This is a genomic window from Kitasatospora sp. NBC_00315 (genome assembly GCF_041435095.1).
GTDB lineage: Bacteria > Actinomycetota > Actinomycetes > Streptomycetales > Streptomycetaceae > Kitasatospora.
In genome coordinates this window covers 722,805-740,971 of record NZ_CP108025.1, presented here as the reverse complement: position 1 = coordinate 740,971, position 18,167 = coordinate 722,805, and the positions used below count along the sequence as shown (strand labels likewise).

The following is an 18,167-nucleotide window of genomic DNA, read 5'->3' as shown; positions in this document are numbered from 1 at the left end:
CGTCCAAGACATGCTGCGGCTCACCACGATAGTTCTGGCCTATGGTGGATGCGTGCAGCTCCAGCAACTCCGCTACTTCGTCGCGGTCGCCGACGCCCGCCACTTCACCCGGGCCGCCGAGGCCGTGCATGTGGCGCAGCCCTCGCTCTCCCAGCAGATCCGCTCTCTGGAGCGGGAGTTGGGGGCCGAGCTGTTCCACCGCACGAGGGGCAACATCGCCCTAACCGATGCGGGGGACGCGCTGCTGCCACTGGCCAGGCGCATCCTGGCCGACACCGAGAGCGCCAGGCTCGCGGTGCAGGAGACGGTGCGGCTGCGACGCGGCCGGGTCCGGCTCGGGGCGCCGCCGAGCCTGTGCACCAGCCTCGTCCCGGACATCCTGCGGGTGTTCCGCGACCGGTACCCCGAGGTGACCCTGCTGGTGCGGGAGGGCGGCTCGCGGGATCTGGTGCGCTCCCTCGCGGCGGGTGAGCTGGATCTCGCGCTGATCATCTCCCCGCCGGCGGCCGAGGATCCGGCGCTGGATGTCACCGAGCTGCTCCACGAGGAGCTGGTGCTCGTGTCGGCCGGTGACCTGCCGCGCCGCAGGGTGCGGGTGGCGGAGCTGCGCGACCGGCCGCTGGTGATGTTCCGCGAGGGCTACGACCTGCGCGAGGCGACCATCGGGGCCTGCCGCGCGGCCGGATTCGAACCGGCCTTCGCGGTCGAGGGCGGCGAGATGGACGCGGTGCTCGGCTTCGTCAGGGCGGGGCTGGGCCCGGCCGTCCTGCCGGGCATGGTCGCCGCGCTCTCCGGGCTCGCCGTGGCGCACTTCGCGGGCCCGGGCCTGGGGCGCACCATCGCGCTCGCGCACGGCCAGGAGGTCCCGCCGACCAGGGCCGCCGCCGCGCTGCGCGCCGGCCTGCTGGAGCACCTGCGGGACGCGGCCCGGGCGGGTGGGCTGCCCCCCGGTACCCGCCTGCTGCTGGAGTGAGGCCGGCCCGGCCGCCGCCGCCGTGCGGCCGGACCGGAGCCGGGCGCCGTCCCAGGGCGGGCGTCCTCCTGACCGGCCGCACCGCCTGATCCGCAACCACAGGGTTGCGCATCTTCGGGCGGACGTGCCAGCTCCCGATATGACGTCCGAGCCGGAGCCCGTCATCGCATTCTCGCGGCGCACGGGGCGAAGGCCCGGGGGAGTGCCCCGGGCCTTCGCCCCGTCCGGATCGGACGGGGTCGGATCAGGCGGGCAGCAGTGCCTCGATCGCCGCCACGACCTCCGGGGCCTCCGGCTCGGTGCGCGGGCGGATACGGGCGGCCACCGTGCCGTCCGGGCCGATCAGGAACTTCTCGAAGTTCCAGCTGACGTCACCGGCCTGGCCCTCGGCGTCGGCCGTCAGGTTCAGCCGGGCGTACAGCGGGTGCTGGTCCTCGCCGTTCACGTCCGTCTTCTCGAACAGCGGGAAGGAGACGCCGTAGGTGGTCGAGCAGAACGTCTGGATCTCCTCCGAACTGCCCGGCTCCTGACCCGCGAACTGGTTCGACGGGAAGCCCAGCACGGTGAAGCCGCGAGCCGCGTAGCGCTCCTGGAGGCGCTCCAGGCCCGCGTACTGCGGGGTCAGGCCGCACTTGGAGGCGACGTTGACGATCAGCAGCGCCTTGCCCTTGTAGTCGCCGAGCGAGGCGGCCTCGCCGGAGAGGGTGCGCAGCGGGATGTCGTACAGGCTCACGAGGGTGTCCTTCGATAGGTCGGTCGGTGTCGCTACGGATGCTGCCACAGGGCACAACCGCGTCGGCGGACCACCTGTTCCTGGCGCGGGGGCCGGGTTCCGGCGGTCGTGGGTACACGCCCCGGATGCTTGCCCGGGGGAACAGCTGAGATGGTGTGCGAATCGCCCAAATCGTGACCTACCGGTAGGCCGTATCGGGGAACCCGGCGGCTCGCGAAGGCGTCGATTGCAGAGGCCGCACCATCGTGCGCCGGGATGGAACGGGGGGCGGTCGTGACGGACGCCGACACTGCGGGCAGGGACCCGGGCGGCTGGCTGCTGCCCGGCTACACGCACGGCCGTGAGCTGGGCAGGGGCGCGAGCGGACGGGTGGTGCTGGCCCGGCACGACGCCACCGGCACGCCGGTCGCGATCAAGTACCTGAACCGGGCGGCCGACGGCGGGGATCTGCGCGCCGAGGCCGAGGTGCTCGCCGGCCTGCGCTCGCCGCACGTCACCCGGCTCCACGAGTACGTGGAGAGCAACCGGGGCTGCGCCATCGTGATGGAGCTGGTCGACGGCGTGGCGCTGCGCACGCTGCTGCGCGAGGAGGGCGCCACCACCCCGAGAGCCGCACTCGTGGTGCTCAAGGGCTCGTTGCTGGGACTCGCGGCCGCCCACGCGGCGGGCGTCGTGCACCGCGACTACAAGCCGGGCAACGTCCTGGTGGCGGCCGACGGCACCTCCAAACTGGTGGACTTCGGCATCGCGGTGCGCAGCGGCGACGACCGCGACATCTCCGGCACCCCCGCCTACCTCGCCCCCGAGCAGTGGGCCGGAAAGCCGGCCTCGCCGGCCGCCGACGTCTACTCGGCGACCGTGACGTTCTTCGAGTGCCTGACCGGTGCCCGCCCGTTCGACGGCGCGACCGTCGCCGAGCTGGCCGTCCAGCACACCGAGGCGCCGATCCCCGACGAGCTCGCGCCCGCGGAGGTGCGCCCGCTCATCCGGGCCGGGCTCGCCAAGACCCCGGCCGGCCGTCCGGACAGCGCAGCGGCTTTCGTCTCGGAGCTGGAGGCGGTCGCCGCGGCCGGCTACGGACCGGACTGGGAGGATCGCGGGCTGGCCGAACTGGCCGCGCTGGTGGGCCTGTTCGCGGCGCTGCTGCCCGGGGCCGGCGGGCCGGCCGACGGGGGCACCTCGCTGGCGCACACCTCACTGGCGTCCAGCACGCCGCCCGTGCCCGGCCCCGGACGGACCCATCAGGGCCTGCGCCGGATGCGGGTCGGCCGGCGCGCGAAGATCCTGGCCGGCGTCGCTGCCGGAGTGCTCGCGGCCGGGTCGCTCGCCGGAGTGGCCGTCGCCGGCGCGAGCGACCGGGAGGTCCGGACGGTGCCGGCGCAGCAGCCGGCGCCCGAAGCCACCACCACGCTCGGTCCCGGCCTGCCACCCTCTGCCACACCATCGCCCTCGCTGTCACCCTCGCCCTCGGCCTCGCTCTCCGAATCTCCCTCGGCCCCGGGCTCCGCCCCGGCCACACCGAGCGGCTCGGCGACGGGCTCCGCGCACCCGCCCACGGCCTCGCCCCCGGCGAGCGACAAGCCCTCGGCCTCGTCGGCCGCGCCGCCGTCGGGATCCGCCACTCCCAGTGCCACGGCGGCCACCACGGCGCCCCCGGTCGTCGCGCACGTCACGTTCCTCAACCTGGAGGGACTGACCTGCGCCGGCCAGTACGGGGCCACGGCGAAGGTGACGGTGCAGACGGACGGCGCCGCCGACGTCACCCTGACGCTCAGCTGGATCCACAAGACGGCCAGGACCGTCGGCAACCCGGTCGTCGCTACCCAGACCGTGGTGATCCCCAAGGGGAGCAAGGCGGTCACGGCGGACCACGGCTACGTCTTCGGTCCGAACGACCCCAACCCGATCTGGGCGGTACAGGTGTCGACCACTCCCGCCGCGCAGCTGACCCGGAACAGCTATCTCCAGCTCCCCGCCGCCAACTGCGCCCCCGTCATCCGCTGAGCCGGACCGCCCATGCCCAGGAGGGCAGCATGACCACACCGAACAAGCCCCCGGCGGGTCCGGACGAGACAGTGACCGTGCGGCTGGGCGAGGAGGCCGAGCGCACCGTGAAGCTGCTCCCGGCGGCCGCGGCAGTGCCCGCCCCGGCTCCGGAGGCCGAGCGCACCGTGAAGCTGCTCCCGGCAGCCGCGGCAGTGCCCGCCCCGGCTCCGGAGGCCGAGGAGAACGCCGTCGCCACCATGCTCGACCCGGCGGCGTGGGCGACCCCGGCCACCCCGGCCGCCCCTCCGCCCGTGCCGCCGCTCGACACACCTCGGCCGGTCGACGCCACCCAGCCGCTGGACGCACCGGAGCCCCTCGACGCGGTCGGCTCGGCCGAACCAGCCGTCGGCGCCCCGCAGGACGAACGGCCGCTCGCGGACGGCGAGTTGCGGCGGTTCGGCCCGGGAATCCCGGCGGCGGCCGCCGCCGTCTGGCACGGCGGCGGCGAGCCCGAGCGACCCCGGCGGCGCAAGCGGCTCCGGATCGTCGTCGGACTGCTGCTGCTGCTGGTGGTGCTCGCCCTGCTCGCCTGGCGCCGGTACAGCCCGCCCCTCGCGGTCACCGGTGTCACGGTCACCACCGCCCCGGCCGGCCCCGGCTGCGACGGCACTGCCGTCGTCAAGGCCACCGTCGCCACCAACGGTCATGCCGGAACGGTCCGTTATCGCTGGCAGCGCAGCGACGGCACGTCGTCCGGAGAGCTGTCGCAGTCCGTCCCGCGGGGCAGCGGGCAGGCGGATCTGGTGCTCCGCTGGACCTTCGACGGCCACGGCACCATGCAGGCCACCGCGACGGTCGAGATCCTCGCGCCGGGGCAGCAGCGCAGCGCCGCCGCCACCTTCACCTACTCCTGCCCCTGAGCCCGGCTCTCCCGCGGCATCCCGCTGCGGAAAGCCGTCCGGGCCCCCGCCGGTGCGGTGGGCACCGGCGGGGGCCCGGTGGGCCGTCGGTCCGGGGCGGGCCCGGATCGGGCGTGGGTCAGGCGCGAAGCGCCCTGATGGCGGTCGGGGCGTGGCCCGGCTCGGTCGCGAGCTCCTCGAACTCGCTGACGTCGCTGATGTCGGCCGTCCGGCTCATCGAGATGTTGGTGACCCGCTCCAGGATCGCCTCCACGACGACCGGCACGCGGAACTCGGCGGCGAGCTTCTTGGCCTCCTCGAAGGCGGGCAGCAGCTGGTCCGGCTCGGTGACCCGGATGGCCCTGCAGCCCAGGCCCTCGACGACCTTGACGTGGTCGACGCCGTAGACGCCCAGCTCGGGCGAGTTGATGTTCTCGAACTCCAGGTTGACCTGGAAGTTGATGTCCAGCCCGATCTGCGCCTGACGGATCAGGCCCAGGTAGGCGTTGTTCACCAGGACGTGGACGTAGGGGATCCGGTGCTGCGCGCCGACGGCCAGCTCCTCCAGCATGAACTGGAAGTCGTAGTCGCCGGAGAGGGCGACCACCGGGGTCTCCGGGTCGGCGGTGGCGACGCCGAGCGCGGCCGGGATGGTCCAGCCGAGCGGGCCGGCCTGGCCGCAGTTGATCCAGTGCCGCGGCTTGTAGACGTGGAGCATCTGCGCGCCGGCGATCTGCGAGAGGCCGATGGTGGTGACGTAGCGCGTCTCCGGGCCGAAGGCCTTGTTCATCTCCTCGTACACGCGCTGCGGCTTCATCGGCACGTTGTCGAAGTGCGTCCGGCGCTGCAGGGTGGCCTTGCGCTCCTGCGCGGAGGCGGCCCACGCGCTGCGGTCGGGCAGCTTGCCGGCGGCCTTGAGCTCCTTCGCGACCTCGACGAAGAGTTCGAGCGCGGCCTTGGCGTCGGAGGCGATGCCGAAGTCCGGGGCGAAGATCCGGCCGATCTGGGTGGGCTCGATGTCGACGTGGACGAACGTGCGGTCGCCGCGGTACACGTCGAGCTTGTAGCCGGTGTGGCGGTTGGCCCAGCGGTTGCCGATGCCGAGGACGAAGTCCGACTCCAGGAACGTCGCGTTGCCGTAGCGGTGCGAGGTCTGCACGCCGACCATGCCCGCGTTCAGCTCGTGGTCGTCGGCGATGATGCCCCAGCCCATCAGGGTGGGGATGACCGGCGTGCCGGTCAGCTCGGCGAACTCGACCAGCAGGTCGGTGGCGTCGGCGTTGATGATGCCGCCGCCGGCCACGATCAGCGGGCGTTCGGAGGCCAGCAGGAGGCCGAGCGCCTTCTCGATCTGCGCCCGGGTCGCGGCCGGCTTGTAGACCGGCAGCGGGGCGTAGGTCTCCGGGTCGAACTCGATCTCGGTCAGCTGCACGTCGATCGGCAGGTCGATCAGGACCGGGCCCGGACGGCCGGAGCGCATCAGGTGGAACGCCTGCTGGAAGACGCCGGGCACCTGGGCGGCCTCCAGGACGGTGGTCGCGGCCTTGGTGACCGGCTTGGCGATCGAGGCGATGTCGACGGCCTGGAAGTCCTCGGTGTGCAGCTTGGCGACCGGGGCCTGACCGGTGATGCAGAGGATCGGGATCGAGTCGGCGATCGCCGAGTAGAGCCCGGTGATCATGTCGGTGCCGGCCGGTCCCGAGGTGCCGATGCAGACGCCGATGTTGCCCGCCTTGGCACGGGTGTAGCCCTCGGCCATGTGCGAGGCGCCCTCGACGTGGCGGGCGAGGGTGTGGCGGATCTCGCCCGAGGCCTTGAGGGCCGCGTAGAACGGGTTGATGGCAGCGCCCGGCACGCCGAACGCGACGTCGACGCCTTCGCGCTTGAGGATCTCCACTGCCGCGCGGGCGGCTGTCATACGAGGCATCGGGTTTCTCCTGCGTCGGCCCGCTGTGGGTCGGAGGGCTCATCTCCTGGGTTCCACGATGCGGAAGAATGGTTTTAGTATGCGGAAACAACGTACGGCGAGGCTCGCGCGGCCGTCAAGGGTCTCTTCAACAGAATGTTGTAGAGGTGGATCGAGCCAGGCTGTCACGCGTTTCCGCACCCCTCCAGAGGGCCTTCCTCCAGGCCGGGGGAGTGAATACCGCCTTCCTCTCGTCGGTTGACGCAAGCGCCGCGGGGTGCGCCGGGGCGTCCCGCGTGCAAGCCCCGCCCCTGGTCGCGGGCCGCCCGGGGCGAGCTGTTGTCCGTGGCGTGAACGTCGACGCGCCGGCCGCTCCCCGGGGGTGGGGGGTGGCCGGCGCGTGGGCGTCGGGGTCGTTGTGGGTGGGTCAGGGGGTGTGGGTGGTGCGTCGGCGGTGGTTCGCGATCATCTCCGCGTAGCGGTGTCCGCTGGTCTTCACGGTGCGCTGCTGCGTCTTGTAGTCGACGTGGACGAGACCGAAGCGCTTGTCGTAGCCGTAGGCCCATTCGAAGTTGTCGAGCAGGGACCAGGCGAAGTAGCCGGCGAGGGGTGCGCCCTTGGCGACGGCGCGGGCGCAGGCTGCGAGGTGTTCTTCGAGGTAGGCGGTTCGTTCGGGGTCGTGGACCTGGCCGTCGGCGCCGACGGTGTCGTGGTAGGCGGAGCCGTTCTCGGTGACGTAGATCTTCTGGACGCCGTAGTCGTCGGACAGGCGCAGCAGGAGTTGTTCGAGGCCGGGGCCGTGGACCTCCCAGTCCATGGCGGTGTGTTCGACGTTGGGGCCGGGGACCTGGCGGAAGTGGGGGGCGGGGCCGGTGGGGTCGCCGGTGACGATCTGGCGGAAGTAGTAGTTCAGGCCGATCCAGTCGAGGGGGGCGCTGATGAGTTCCATGTCGCCGGGTTGGACGGGCAGGTCCACGCCGTACAGGTCGAGCATGTCCTGCGGGTAGCCGCGGCCGAGCACCGGGTCCAGCCACCAGCGGTTGATGTGGCCGTCGGCGTACTGGGCGGCCAGGCGGTCGCTCTCGCTGTCGGTGGCGGGGTGCACCGGGCTGAGGTTGTTGACGATGCCGATGTTCGCGTTCGGGATCGTCGCCCGCAGTGCCTGCACGGCCAGGCCGTGGCCCAGGTGCAGGTGGTACGAGGCGCGGACGGCGGCGGTGAGGTCCTTGAGGCCCGGTGCCATGTTGCCGTCCAGGTGGCCGATCCACGCGGAGCAGAGCGGCTCGTTGAGGGTGGCCCAGTTGGTGATGCGGTCGCCGAGGGCGCCGGCGACGACCTGGGCGTACTCGCCGAAGCGTTCGGCGGTCTCGCGCTGCGGCCAGCCGCCGCGGTCCTGTTGGGTCTGGGGGAGGTCCCAGTGGTAGAGGGTGGGGAAGGGGGTGATGCCCTTGTCGAGGAGGGTGTCGGTGAGGCGGTCGTAGAAGTCGAGGCCGGCTTGGTTGACGCGGCCGTCGGCGTGGGGGATGACGCGGGGCCAGGCGATGGAGAAGCGGTAGGCGTCGAGGCCGAGTTGGCCTGCTATGGCGAGGTCCTGGGGCCAGCGGTGGTAGTGGTCGCATGCCACGTCGCCGGTGTCGCCGTTGTCGACCTTGCCCGGGGTGTGGGAGAAGGTGTCCCAGATGGAGGGGGCGCGGCCGTCCGCGTCCACGGCTCCTTCGATCTGGTAGGCGGCGGTGGCCGCGCCCCAGACGAAGTCGTCGGGGAGAGCGCTGAGGTCGTTCACGGAGAGCCTTTCGGGGAGGGTCACTTGACGGCTCCGGCGGTGAGGCCGGCGACCAGGTAACGCTGCAGGAGGAGGAAGCCGGCGACGACGGGCAGGCTCACGACGAGGGAGGCGGCCATCACCTGGTTCCAGTACACGTTGTTCTGGGTGGCGTAGCCCTGGAGGCCGACGGCGAGGGTGCGGGTGGTCTGGTTGGTCATCACCGAGGCGAAGAGCACCTCGCCCCACGCGGTCATGAAGGCGTAGACGGAGACGGCGACGATGCCGGGGACGGCGGCGGGGACGACGATCTTCAGGAGGGTGCGCAGTGGTCCGCAGCCGTCGACCGCGGCGGCCTCGTCGAGGTCGCGGGGGATGGAGTCGAAGTAGCCGACGAGCATCCAGATGGAGAAGGGGAGCGAGAAGGTGAGGTAGGTGAGGATCAGCCCGCCTCGGCTGCCGAGCAGGGCGATGCCGGTGCTGTTGCCGATGTTCACGAAGATGAGGAACAGCGGGAGCAGGAACAGGATGCCGGGGAACATCTGGGTGGAGAGGACGGTGACGGTGAACAGCTTGCGGCCGCGGAAGCGGTAGCGGCTGACGGCGTAGGCGGCGAAGATCGCGATCACCACCGACAGCGCGGTGGCGCTGACGGAGACGATCAGGGAGTTCACGAAGTAGTCCCCGAGCGGGACGGTGGTCCAGATGTCGATGTAGGGCTGGAGCGTGAAGCTGGAGGGGATCCAGGAGAAGGCTCCCTGGACGTCCTGCAGCGGCTTCATCGACGAGCTGATCATCACGAACAGCGGGGTGAGGACGAAGATCGACAGCAGCAGCAGGAAGATGCGGCGTGACCATGTGAAGGAGGTGGGGGGTGCCATCGGGGAGAGGGGGGTCCTAGGCATCGGCGTCCCTCCGTCGTGAGGTGAGGAAGAGGTAGACGGCCGTTACCAGGAGCAGGAACAGCAGGAGCAGGACGGACATCGCCGAGCCGACGCCGAAGTTCCAGGTGACGAACGAGGACTGGTAGATGTGGATCGAGATCAGGTCGGCGGCTTCGGGGGCGGATTTGCCGAACAGGACGTAGGGGGTGTTGAAGTCGTTGAACGTCCAGAGGAACAGCACCAGGACGAGGACCTGGTTGACCGGGCGCAGGGAGGGCAGGGTGATCTTGCGGATCTGCTGCCAGACGCCGGCGCCGTCCATGGCGGAGGCTTCGTAGAGTTCCTTGGGGATGTTCTGCAGGCCGGCCATCAGGGTCAGGAACGCGAAGGGCCAGGACTTCCAGACCGAGACGACGACCAGGGCGGTGAAGCTGTTGTCGCCGATCAGCCAGAACGGCTTGTCGGACATCAGGTGCAGCTGGTCGACCAGTACGTGGTTGATCAGGCCGGTGTCGCGTTGGAACATGAACGACCAGGTGATCACGGCGGCGTAGACCGGCAGGGCGTACGGGACGAGGAACAGGGCGCGCAGGATTCCTCGTCCGCGGAACGTGTCCTGCATGTAGATGGCTGCTGCGGTGCCCAGGAGCCAGGAGATTCCGACGGACAGTGCGGTGAAACTGCAGGTGGTCCAGAACGAGTTGAGGAGCGACTGGCCGACCGGAGCGTTGAAGTCCACCGCCGTGCGGTAGTTCCCCAGGCCGGTCCAGGGTGCGGCCGACCAGTCCCGGATGAAGAACTGGGTGAGCTGTTTGAAGCTCATCACGATGCCGACCACCATGGGGATCAGGTGGATCAGCAGCTCCAGCGCGAGGGCGGGGAGCAGGAGCAGGTAGGGCAGGGCCCCTCGGGGGTGGCGCAGTCGGCGCAGTCGCTCTTTCACGTCAGGACGCCGGCATCTGCTGCTGGGCCTTGGTGAGCTCGGCCTTGACGCTGTCGTCGGTCGTGGGCTTGCCGGCGGCGGCCGCGGCGAGCAGGTTCTTGACGGCGGTGCCGACCAGGGTCTCGAACTGGCTCTCGTTCGCCACCTGCGGCAGCGGCGCGGAGCTGTTGGAGAGCACGTCGTTCAGCGTGGTGAGGTCCGGAGTGGCGAAGACCGGGTCCTTGCCGGCCTCCTTCACCGGCGGGATGGAGCCGTACGTCGAGTTGAGGGTCTTCTGCTCCTCGTTGCTGGTCATGAACTTGACGAACTGCAGTGAGCCGTCGAGGTTCTTGGTGTTCTTGAAGACCGAGAGGTTGATGCCGGCGACCATCGACTTGACGGCCTTGTCGCCGGTGGCGCCGGCCGGGATCGGCACCGGGGCCACGCCGTAGTCCTCGGGGTTCATCCCCTGGGACTTGAGGTTGGCGCCGGCGGACTGCCACATCATCATCGCGGTCTTGCCGGTGGCGAAGTCGCTGAGCGTCTGGTTGTTCGCGTACTCGGCGTTGCCGGGCGCGGCGATCTTGTCCTTGGCGATGAAGTCGACGTACTGCTTGACCGCCGCGACGGCGTTCGGGCTGTCGAAGGCCGGCTTGCCGGCGGCGTCGAAGAAGTCCGCGCCGTGCTGCTTGCCGAGGGTGAACACCTGGTGGACGTTCTCGGAGACGTTGCCGCCCTCGATGCCCAGGCCGAACTTGCCGCCGGTGGTGAGCTTCGCGGCATCCGCCTGCAGCTCGTCCCACGTCGCGGGCGCCTTCTCGATGCCGGCGGCCGCGAACATCTTCTTGTTGTAGTAGAGGCCGTAGGCCATCGAGTACAGCGGCACGGCGGCCGGGTCCTTGCCGGCCGCGCCGGCCGAGGCGATGGTGGACGGCAGGAAGCGGTCCTTGCCGCCGATCTTGGCGAAGGTCGCCTCGTCGAAGGGCAGCAGCGCGCCGGTGGCCTGCAGCGACGCGGACCAGGTGTTGCCGATGTTGAGGACGTCGGGGCCCTGGCCGGACGCGGTGGCGGCGAGGATCCGGTTCAGCAGGTCGGACCACGGCACGACCTCGAGGCTGACCTTGATGCCGGTCTGCGCCTCGAACTTTCTCAGCTCGGGCTCCAGCACCTGCTTGTCGTTCTCGATGCTGGTGCCCTGGTTGCTGGCCCAGTAGGTGAGCGTCTTGGGGGCACTGTTGTCGCCCCCGCCGCTGCCGGAGGTGGAGCCGCCGCCGCAGGCGGTGGCGGTGACGGTGAGGGCGGCGATGACTGCTGTTGCGGCGATGACCCGGCTCGTACGCATGACGTAGTTCCCCTCTCAGGGGATGAATGAGCGACCTTGGGTGAAGTAATCGGCCCTGACTGAGGCTTACTTCAGGCCGTGATTTAACTTGTGAGAAAAGCTGGCGTCAAGGCCTTCGACGGCGATAGATTTCGGGCCAGGAGGGAGCCGCAATGGCAGAGCGAAGCAAGCAAACCGTCCGTGACCTGCGAAGGGGCAACAGATCGGCGGTCCTGCGCCACCTGTACTTCGAGGGCCTGCTCAGTCGTAACGAATTGGTACGCGACACCGGACTGAGTGGCGGGACCATCAGCAACGTGGTCGGCGAGCTCATGGCGGACGGCCTGGTGGAGGAGGCCGGCTCGGTCGACTCCGACGGCGGCCGGCCGCGGATCCTGCTCAAAGTGGCGGCCGCCCGCGGCTACTTGGTGGGTGTCGACGTGGGGGAGACGCAGGTCAGGGTCGCCCTGTACGACCTGGCGCTGACCGAGCTGGCCGCCTGCGACCAGCCGCTCTCCGACCACGGGCACGACGTCGCGCACGTGGTCCAGCTGATCCTGGACGGCCTGGCCGAGGTCCTGAGCGGGACGGGGACCGACCGCTCCCGGGTGCTCGGGGTCGGCATCGGGGTGCCCGGCATCGTCGAACAGGGCGATCCGGCGGCCGAGCCGGACGACCCCGGTGGCGTCGGCGCGGTGGTGCACAGCCAGACCATCGACTGGGACGCCGTCCCGCTCGGGCGGCTGCTGCGGGCGGGCACCGATCTGCCGCTGCACATCGACAACGGCGCCAAGACCCTCGGCCAGGCCGAGATGTGGTTCGGGGCGGGCCGGGGCGCGAGCCATGCGGTGATCGCGTTGTTCGGCTCCGGTGTCGGGGCCTGCGTGATCGCCAACGGCACGCCCTACCGGGGCGCGACCAGCAGCGCGGGCGAGTGGGGGCACACCAAGGTCCACGTCGGCGGCCGGCTCTGCCGCTGCGGCGCGCGCGGCTGCCTGGAGGCCTACGTCGGCGCCGAAGCGCTGGTCGAGCGCTGGGGCGTGGCCGACGCGGCCTCCAGCTCCAGCGAGAAGGCGGGCCTGGCGGCCCTGCTGGCGGCTGCCGAGCGAGACGACCCGGTGGCCGACGCGCTGCTCTGCGAGACCGCGGAGTACCTCGGCGCGAGCATCGCCGACCTGATCAACCTCTTCAACCCCGAACGGATCGTGATCGGCGGCTGGGCCGGGCTGCTGCTCGGCCCCAGACTACTGCCCGCCATCCGGGCGGCGGCCCGCTCGTACGCGCTGCGCTTCCCGTGCGAGCAGACCTCGATCGAGCTCGGCCTGCTGGGGCCGGACGCCGTCACGATGGGTGCCGCGACGCTGCCGCTGGCGTCGTTCCTGGACTCGGGCGGCGACGTGCCCGAGGCCGGCAGGCGGGAGGTCCGGATACTGCGCTGAGTCGTCGAGGTCCGATCGGGTCCGATCGCCGGTGGGGGGCGATCGTGGCCGATGGACCAGCCGACTCGGGGGAGCGCTCTCCCAGACTGGTCCCTGACCTGCTGATTCGTCCGCCGTTGGGCTCCGCCGATCACTCAGAAGGCTTGCTGCCGAGCCGAGTTGATTCGCACCAGAAGTGCTGTCCGAAGTCTTGACACGCTGGATACGCCACCGCAACACTCCAACCGGGAGCGCTCTCCCGAGTCCCGGTGTCCAGTACCGGTCGATCTTCCGACGGTCCCCGTCATCCCCGCAGGTGCTCTCTTCCGCACCGGCCCCGCGTCCCGCACCACCGGTTCGAACCGGCGTCGCGCGACAGCGCCCCATCCCCCGCACCCCACCCACATGCAGGAGATGCTCCAGTGAGGCTCACCTCAGCAGGCTCCAGAGTCCGGCCCCCGATGCGCCGCGTTCCGGCCGCCGTCACGGCCGCAGCCGTGGTCGCAGGTCTGGCGATGGCCCTTCCGGTCACCACCGCGAGCGCCGCCGACGCCCTGCTCTCCCAGGGGAAGACGGTGACCTCCTCCTCCACGGAGAACGCCGGCACCCCGGCCACCGCCGCGGTCGACGGCAACACCGGCACCCGCTGGTCCAGCGCCGCGACCGACCAGCAGTGGATCCAGGTCGACCTCGGCGTCAGCGCCGCGATCGACAAGGTCGTCCTGAACTGGGAGGCCGCCTACGGCGACGGCTACCAGATCCAGACCTCGGCCGACGGCGTCGCCTGGACCACGATCTACACCACCACCACCGGCGCCGGCGGCGTGGAGACCCTCAACGTCTCCGGCACGGGCCGCTACGTGCGGATGAACGGCACCCACCGCCACACCGGCTACGGCTACTCCCTCTGGGAGTTCCAGGTCTACGGCACCCCCAGCGGTGGCACCGGCGGCACCGGCGGGACCGGCGGGACCTGCGGCACCGACAACGCGGCGCAGGGCAAGACCGCCACCGCGTCCTCGACGGAGAACGGCGGCACGCTCGCCTCCGCGGCCGTCGACGGCAACACCGGCACCCGCTGGGCCTCCGCCGCCAGCGACCCGCAGTGGCTGCAGGTCGACCTCGGCTCCAGCCAGCAGGTCTGCCAGGTCGTCCTGAACTGGGAGGCCGCGTACGGCGACGGCTACCAGATCCAGCTCTCGCCCGACGGCACCAACTGGAACACCGTCTACACCACCACCACCGGCGCCGGCGGCGTGGAGACCCTCAACGTCTCCGGCACGGGCCGCTACGTGCGGATGAACGGCACCCACCGCCACACCGGCTACGGCTACTCCCTCTGGGAGTTCGCGGTGCACACCGGCAGCACCAGCACCGTCCCGCCGGTCCAGGGCGGCGGCGACCTCGGCCCCAACGTGAAGATCTTCGACCCCTCCACGCCCAACATCCAGGCCACGGTCGACCAGATCTTCGCCAAGCAGGAGTCCAACCAGTTCGGCTCCGACCGCTACGCGCTGCTCTTCAAGCCCGGTACCTACAGCAACATCAACGCGCAGATCGGGTTCTACACCTCGATCGCGGGTCTGGGCCTGAACCCGGACGACACCACCTTCAACGGCGACGTCACCGTCGACGCGGGCTGGATGCAGGGCAACGCCACCCAGAACTTCTGGCGCTCGGCGGAGAACCTGCACCTCAAGCCGGTCAGCGGCACCGACCGCTGGGCCGTCTCGCAGGCCGCGCCGTTCCGCCGGATGCACGTCGAGGGCGGCCTCAACCTGGCGCCCTCCGGGTACGGCTGGGCGAGCGGCGGCTACATCGCCGACAGCAAGATCGACGGCCAGGTGGGCAACTACTCGCAGCAGCAGTGGTACACCCGCGACAGCTCCATCGGCGGCTTCAGCAACGGCGTCTGGAACCAGACGTTCTCCGGCGTCCAGGGCGCTCCCGCCCAGGGCTTCCCGAACCCGCCGTACACCACCCTGGACACCACCCCGGTCTCGCAGGAGAAGCCGTTCCTCTACCTGGACGGCAACGACTACAAGGTCTTCGTGCCCGCGAAGCGCACCAACGCGCGCGGCACCGACTGGGGCAACGGCGCGCCGCAGGGCAGCTCGCTCCCGCTGAGCCAGTTCTACGTGGTCAAGGCCGGGGCCACCGCCGCGACCATCAACCAGGCGCTCGCCCAGGGCCTCAACCTGCTCTTCACCCCGGGCGTCTACCACGTCGACCAGTCGATCAACATCACCCGCCCCGACACCGTGGTGCTGGGCCTCGGCATGGCCACCATCGTGCCGGACAACGGCGTCACCGCCGTCAAGGTCGCGGACGTGGACGGCGTCAAGCTCTCCGGTCTGCTGCTGGACGCCGGTACGGTGAACTCCCCGTCGCTGCTCCAGGTCGGCGGTTCGGGCCCGGGTGCCGGCCACGCGGCCGACCCGATCGTCGTGCAGGACGTCTTCGTCCGGGTCGGCGGCGCCGGCGCGGGCAAGGCCACCGCGGGCATGGTGATCAACAGCAACAACACCATCATCGACCACACCTGGATCTGGCGCGCCGACCACGGCGCCGGCGTCGGCTGGGACGTCAACGCCTCGGACTACGGCATGCTCGTGGGCGGCAACGACGTGCTGGCCACCGGCCTGTTCGTCGAGCACTTCAAGAAGTACGACGTCGAGTGGTCCGGCAACGGCGGCAAGACGATCTTCTTCCAGAACGAGATCGCGTACGACGCCCCCAACCAGGCCGCCGTCCAGAACGGTGCCACCAAGGGCTACGCCGCCTACAAGGTCGACAACAACGTGACCTCGCACGAGGCGTGGGGTCTGGGCAGCTACTGCTACTTCAACGTCGACCCGACCATCGTGGTGGACCACGGCTTCGAGGTCCCGAACACGCCGAACGTCAAGCTCCACGACATCCTGGTCAACTCGCTCGGTGGAAACGGCCAGTTCAACCACGTGGTGAACGACACCGGCGCGGGCACCTCGGGCACCTCGACCACCCCGTCGAACGTCGTCTCCTACCCGTGATCCGTCGCCACCGACCTCTCGGTGGCCACCGCTGACCGCTCGGTAGTCACCGGGCAGGGAAGGAACTGAACACCGGACGGCCCGCCGCACCCCGGCGGGCCGTCCCGGCGGACCGGTCGCCGGCGGGCGACCGGATCCGCAGTACCGGGGCGCACCTGCGGTAAGGGAGCAGGGAGCGCTCTATCGGCGTGCTATAAAAGCCGCTATGAGTGATGCCCTGCGAACGGCCGCCTCCCGGCCCGCGACCCTGGAGGACGTGGCCCGGGTCGCCGGTGTCTCTCGGTCGACGGTCTCCCGTGTGATCAACGGGATCCGCAACGTCGATCCGGACATCCAGGAGACCGTCCGCGAGGCCATCGCCGCCACCGGCTACGTCCCCAACAGCGCTGCCCGCTCACTGGTCACCCGCAGGGCCGGCTCCATCGCGCTGGTGCTCTCCGGCGTCAGCGCGGCGGTGGAGGACCCGGACCACGCGCGTAACCGCGTGCTCACCGACCCCTTCTTCGGCCGCGCCCTCAGCGGCGTCGTCGGCGCCCTGCGCCCGCGCGGGCTGCACCCGCTGCTGATGGTCGCCGACACGGCCGAGGCCAGGGACCAGGTGGTCGGGCACCTCAAGCAGGGCGGCGCCGACGGCGCGATCCTGGTCTCCACCGACGCGGCCGACCCGCTGCCCGCCAGGTTGGTCGAAGTCGGCCTCCCCGCGGTGCTGTTCGCGCGGCCGGTGCGCCCGATCCCGATCAGCTACGTCGACCTCGCCAACCGCGACGGCGCCCGGCTCGCCGCCGACCACCTCGCCGCGCGGGGCTGCCGCCAGGTCGTGGTGATCGGCGGCCCGTCCGGAGTGCCCGCCGCCCAGGACCGCCTGACCGGCTTCCGCGAGGCCATGGCCCGGCACGGCTGCCCCTACGTCCCCTGCGCGGAGGGGGATTTCACCCAGCCCGGCGGCGAGGCCGCGATGGAGCGACTGCTCGCCGAACACCCCCAGCTGGACGGGGTGTTCGCGAGTAACGACCTGATGGCCCAGGGAGCCATGTTCGCCCTGCGCGAGCACGGCCGCCGGATCCCCGAGGACGTCCCGGTCATCGGGTTCGACGACAGCAGCGCGGCCCTCGCCAGTCGACCCCAACTGACCACCGTCCGCCAGCCGGTGGAGGACATGGCGGCCGAGCTCACCCGGCTTCTCCTGGCCCGGGTGGAGGATCCGTCCCGCCCGGTGACGTCGGTGATATTCGAGCCGACGTTGATCGTCCGGCAGAGCGCCTGAGAGCTGGGCGGCGTGCGGCACGCTCCGGCGGCCGCGGCGCGCCTCGTCCCGCGGCTACCGCCCGTCGACCGGGTGCGGCGGCCCTCCCGCGCGTTCCGGCCCGTCCGTTCGAACAGGGAACGCGCATCCGGCTCTCCGGGGCGCTCCAGGCGCCCGATGTGTCGGGAGCGAGGGGAAAGCGGGGCGAAACGATGGATGAGGTTTGGCCTAATCCGTAGCTCTGCGTAACGTCCTGCTCACGTCGTGGTGACCGGCCGGGGCCCCGGCCAAGCCGACCGGGGCACCTGTCGAGGCACCAGTACGCCCCGTCGAGGACCGGTCCCCGCGCCATTTCGCTCCATGATCCGTGCTCCCGCCGCCCCGCGCGTCCGCCCTGCGGACGCGCGGAAGGAAGACGCTCATGCGCCCCCACGCCGATCACGCCGACGCACGGCTCCCGGCCACCTTCGCCCCGGCCACCTTCGCCCCGACGGCTTTCGCCTGGACCGCCGGACCCCGGACCCCCGCCAGCCCGCATGCTGGCAGGCATCGGCTTGACCCTGCTGTTCGGCCGGCTCCACACCCTGTGCGGACGTGTCGCCCCGGCCTCCGGGGCCGGGCAAGATCGCCGGTCCACCCCGACCGGTCGTGGACTGCCTCTCGGGCCGGATCGAGCCGGCGGCGGTGGCGATCGGGGCCGGCACGCTGGCCGTCCTGCTGCTCTGGAGGTACCTGCCGCCCGCGATCCGGGTGGTGCCGGCGCCGCCGGTGGCCGTCGTCCTGGCCGGGGCCGTCACGGCGCTCGCCGACCTGCCGGTCGCCCGGGTCAGGGTCCAGGGTCTGTGGGCGGCGGTCCAGGCGCCCGGCCTCTCGGCGTTCGCCGGCGTGGTGAGTGTGACCGCGAACTCACCGCGCAGCCCCGAGCCGCTGGAGGTGGAGCCGCCGTGGCCGACCGCCGTCTGACGGCCGCGGGTTGCTCACCGCCGTTGCTCGCCGCGATCCGACCTTCGGCCCGGCGGTCCGCCCCGGCGCGGTGGCCGGGCACCGCGGGCCCGGCGCACCTCACCTCCCACCCGTCGGAACGGGTG

The 18,167-nt window shown here is 71.2% G+C and carries 12 protein-coding genes and 1 pseudogene; 7 read left to right on the top strand and 6 right to left on the bottom strand.

The window, feature by feature from the left end; genetic code table 11:
• Window positions 1–52: 52 nt before the first annotated feature.
• The gene (locus tag OG823_RS03140; RefSeq protein WP_371477288.1) at window positions 53–973 is read left to right on the top strand and encodes a LysR family transcriptional regulator; all 921 of its coding nucleotides are present in this window, start codon (window positions 53–55) and stop codon (window positions 971–973) included.
• 244 nt (window positions 974–1,217) lie between these two features.
• On the opposite strand, the gene OG823_RS03135 is transcribed toward OG823_RS03140, so the two are convergent.
• Complete coding sequence (locus OG823_RS03135; protein ID WP_371477287.1) at window positions 1,218–1,706, bottom strand: glutathione peroxidase; 489 nt, start codon at window positions 1,704–1,706, stop codon at window positions 1,218–1,220.
• A gap of 273 nt (window positions 1,707–1,979) precedes the next feature.
• Between OG823_RS03135 and OG823_RS03130 the strand changes: the two genes are divergently transcribed.
• Window positions 1,980–3,710 carry a serine/threonine-protein kinase gene (locus OG823_RS03130; protein WP_371477286.1) on the top strand — a complete coding sequence of 577 codons (1,731 nt, stop codon included), beginning with the start codon at window positions 1,980–1,982 and terminating at the stop codon, window positions 3,708–3,710.
• A 29-nt stretch (window positions 3,711–3,739) separates the two neighbouring features.
• Window positions 3,740–4,612 carry a hypothetical protein gene (locus OG823_RS03125; RefSeq protein WP_371477285.1) on the top strand — a complete coding sequence of 291 codons (873 nt, stop codon included), beginning with the start codon at window positions 3,740–3,742 and terminating at the stop codon, window positions 4,610–4,612.
• Window positions 4,613–4,730: 118 nt separating this feature from the next.
• Here OG823_RS03125 and gcl read toward each other — a convergent pair whose 3' ends face one another.
• The 5 genes and pseudogenes from gcl to OG823_RS03100 all read right to left on the bottom strand — a co-directional run bounded on the left by gcl (window position 4,731) and on the right by OG823_RS03100 (window position 11,407).
• Window positions 4,731–6,518 (bottom strand): glyoxylate carboligase, encoded by a 1,788-nt coding sequence (gene gcl / locus OG823_RS03120; RefSeq protein ID WP_371477284.1) that lies wholly within the window; start codon window positions 6,516–6,518, stop codon window positions 4,731–4,733.
• 406 nt (window positions 6,519–6,924) lie between these two features.
• A complete protein-coding gene (locus OG823_RS03115; RefSeq protein WP_371484282.1) occupies window positions 6,925–8,280 on the bottom strand; it encodes a GH1 family beta-glucosidase in 1,356 nt (451 codons plus the stop codon).
• A 20-nt stretch (window positions 8,281–8,300) separates the two neighbouring features.
• Window positions 8,301–9,140, bottom strand: coding sequence for a carbohydrate ABC transporter permease (locus tag OG823_RS03110; protein ID WP_371484281.1), 840 nt, complete (start codon window positions 9,138–9,140; stop codon window positions 8,301–8,303).
• Between the two features lie 16 nt (window positions 9,141–9,156).
• A pseudogene (locus tag OG823_RS03105) lies at window positions 9,157–10,053 on the bottom strand (carbohydrate ABC transporter permease); the annotation flags it as partial.
• A gap of 34 nt (window positions 10,054–10,087) precedes the next feature.
• On the bottom strand, window positions 10,088–11,407 hold the full coding sequence (locus OG823_RS03100; RefSeq protein ID WP_371477282.1) for a sugar ABC transporter substrate-binding protein: 1,320 nt from the start codon (window positions 11,405–11,407) through the stop codon (window positions 10,088–10,090).
• A gap of 152 nt (window positions 11,408–11,559) precedes the next feature.
• On the opposite strand from OG823_RS03100, the gene OG823_RS03095 reads away from it, so the two are divergent.
• From OG823_RS03095 to OG823_RS03080, 4 genes are all read left to right on the top strand, one after another.
• A complete protein-coding gene (locus OG823_RS03095; RefSeq protein WP_371477280.1) occupies window positions 11,560–12,825 on the top strand; it encodes an ROK family protein in 1,266 nt (421 codons plus the stop codon).
• Window positions 12,826–13,265: 440 nt separating this feature from the next.
• Window positions 13,266–15,836 carry a discoidin domain-containing protein gene (locus OG823_RS03090; protein ID WP_371477279.1) on the top strand — a complete coding sequence of 857 codons (2,571 nt, stop codon included), beginning with the start codon at window positions 13,266–13,268 and terminating at the stop codon, window positions 15,834–15,836.
• Window positions 15,837–16,041: 205 nt separating this feature from the next.
• Complete coding sequence (locus OG823_RS03085; protein WP_371477277.1) at window positions 16,042–17,100, top strand: LacI family DNA-binding transcriptional regulator; 1,059 nt, start codon at window positions 16,042–16,044, stop codon at window positions 17,098–17,100.
• 627 nt (window positions 17,101–17,727) lie between these two features.
• Window positions 17,728–18,042, top strand: a complete 315-nt coding sequence (locus OG823_RS03080) for a hypothetical protein (protein WP_371477274.1) — start codon at window positions 17,728–17,730, stop codon at window positions 18,040–18,042.
• The last annotated feature ends 125 nt before the right edge of the window (window positions 18,043–18,167 follow it).

Excerpts from the sequence above, each read along its gene's own strand:
- OG823_RS03110 (WP_371484281.1), bottom strand. The coding sequence starts at position 9,140 with ATGGCACCCCCCACCTCCTTCACATGGTCACGCCGCATCTTCCTGCTG.
- OG823_RS03090 (WP_371477279.1), top strand. The coding sequence starts at position 13,266 with ATGCGCCGCGTTCCGGCCGCCGTCACGGCCGCAGCCGTGGTCGCAGGT.
- OG823_RS03100 (WP_371477282.1), bottom strand. The coding sequence starts at position 11,407 with ATGCGTACGAGCCGGGTCATCGCCGCAACAGCAGTCATCGCCGCCCTC.
- gcl (WP_371477284.1), bottom strand. The coding sequence starts at position 6,518 with ATGCCTCGTATGACAGCCGCCCGCGCGGCAGTGGAGATCCTCAAGCGC.
- OG823_RS03095 (WP_371477280.1), top strand. The coding sequence starts at position 11,560 with ATGGCAGAGCGAAGCAAGCAAACCGTCCGTGACCTGCGAAGGGGCAAC.
- OG823_RS03085 (WP_371477277.1), top strand. The coding sequence starts at position 16,042 with ATGAGTGATGCCCTGCGAACGGCCGCCTCCCGGCCCGCGACCCTGGAG.
- OG823_RS03125 (WP_371477285.1), top strand. The coding sequence starts at position 3,740 with ATGACCACACCGAACAAGCCCCCGGCGGGTCCGGACGAGACAGTGACC.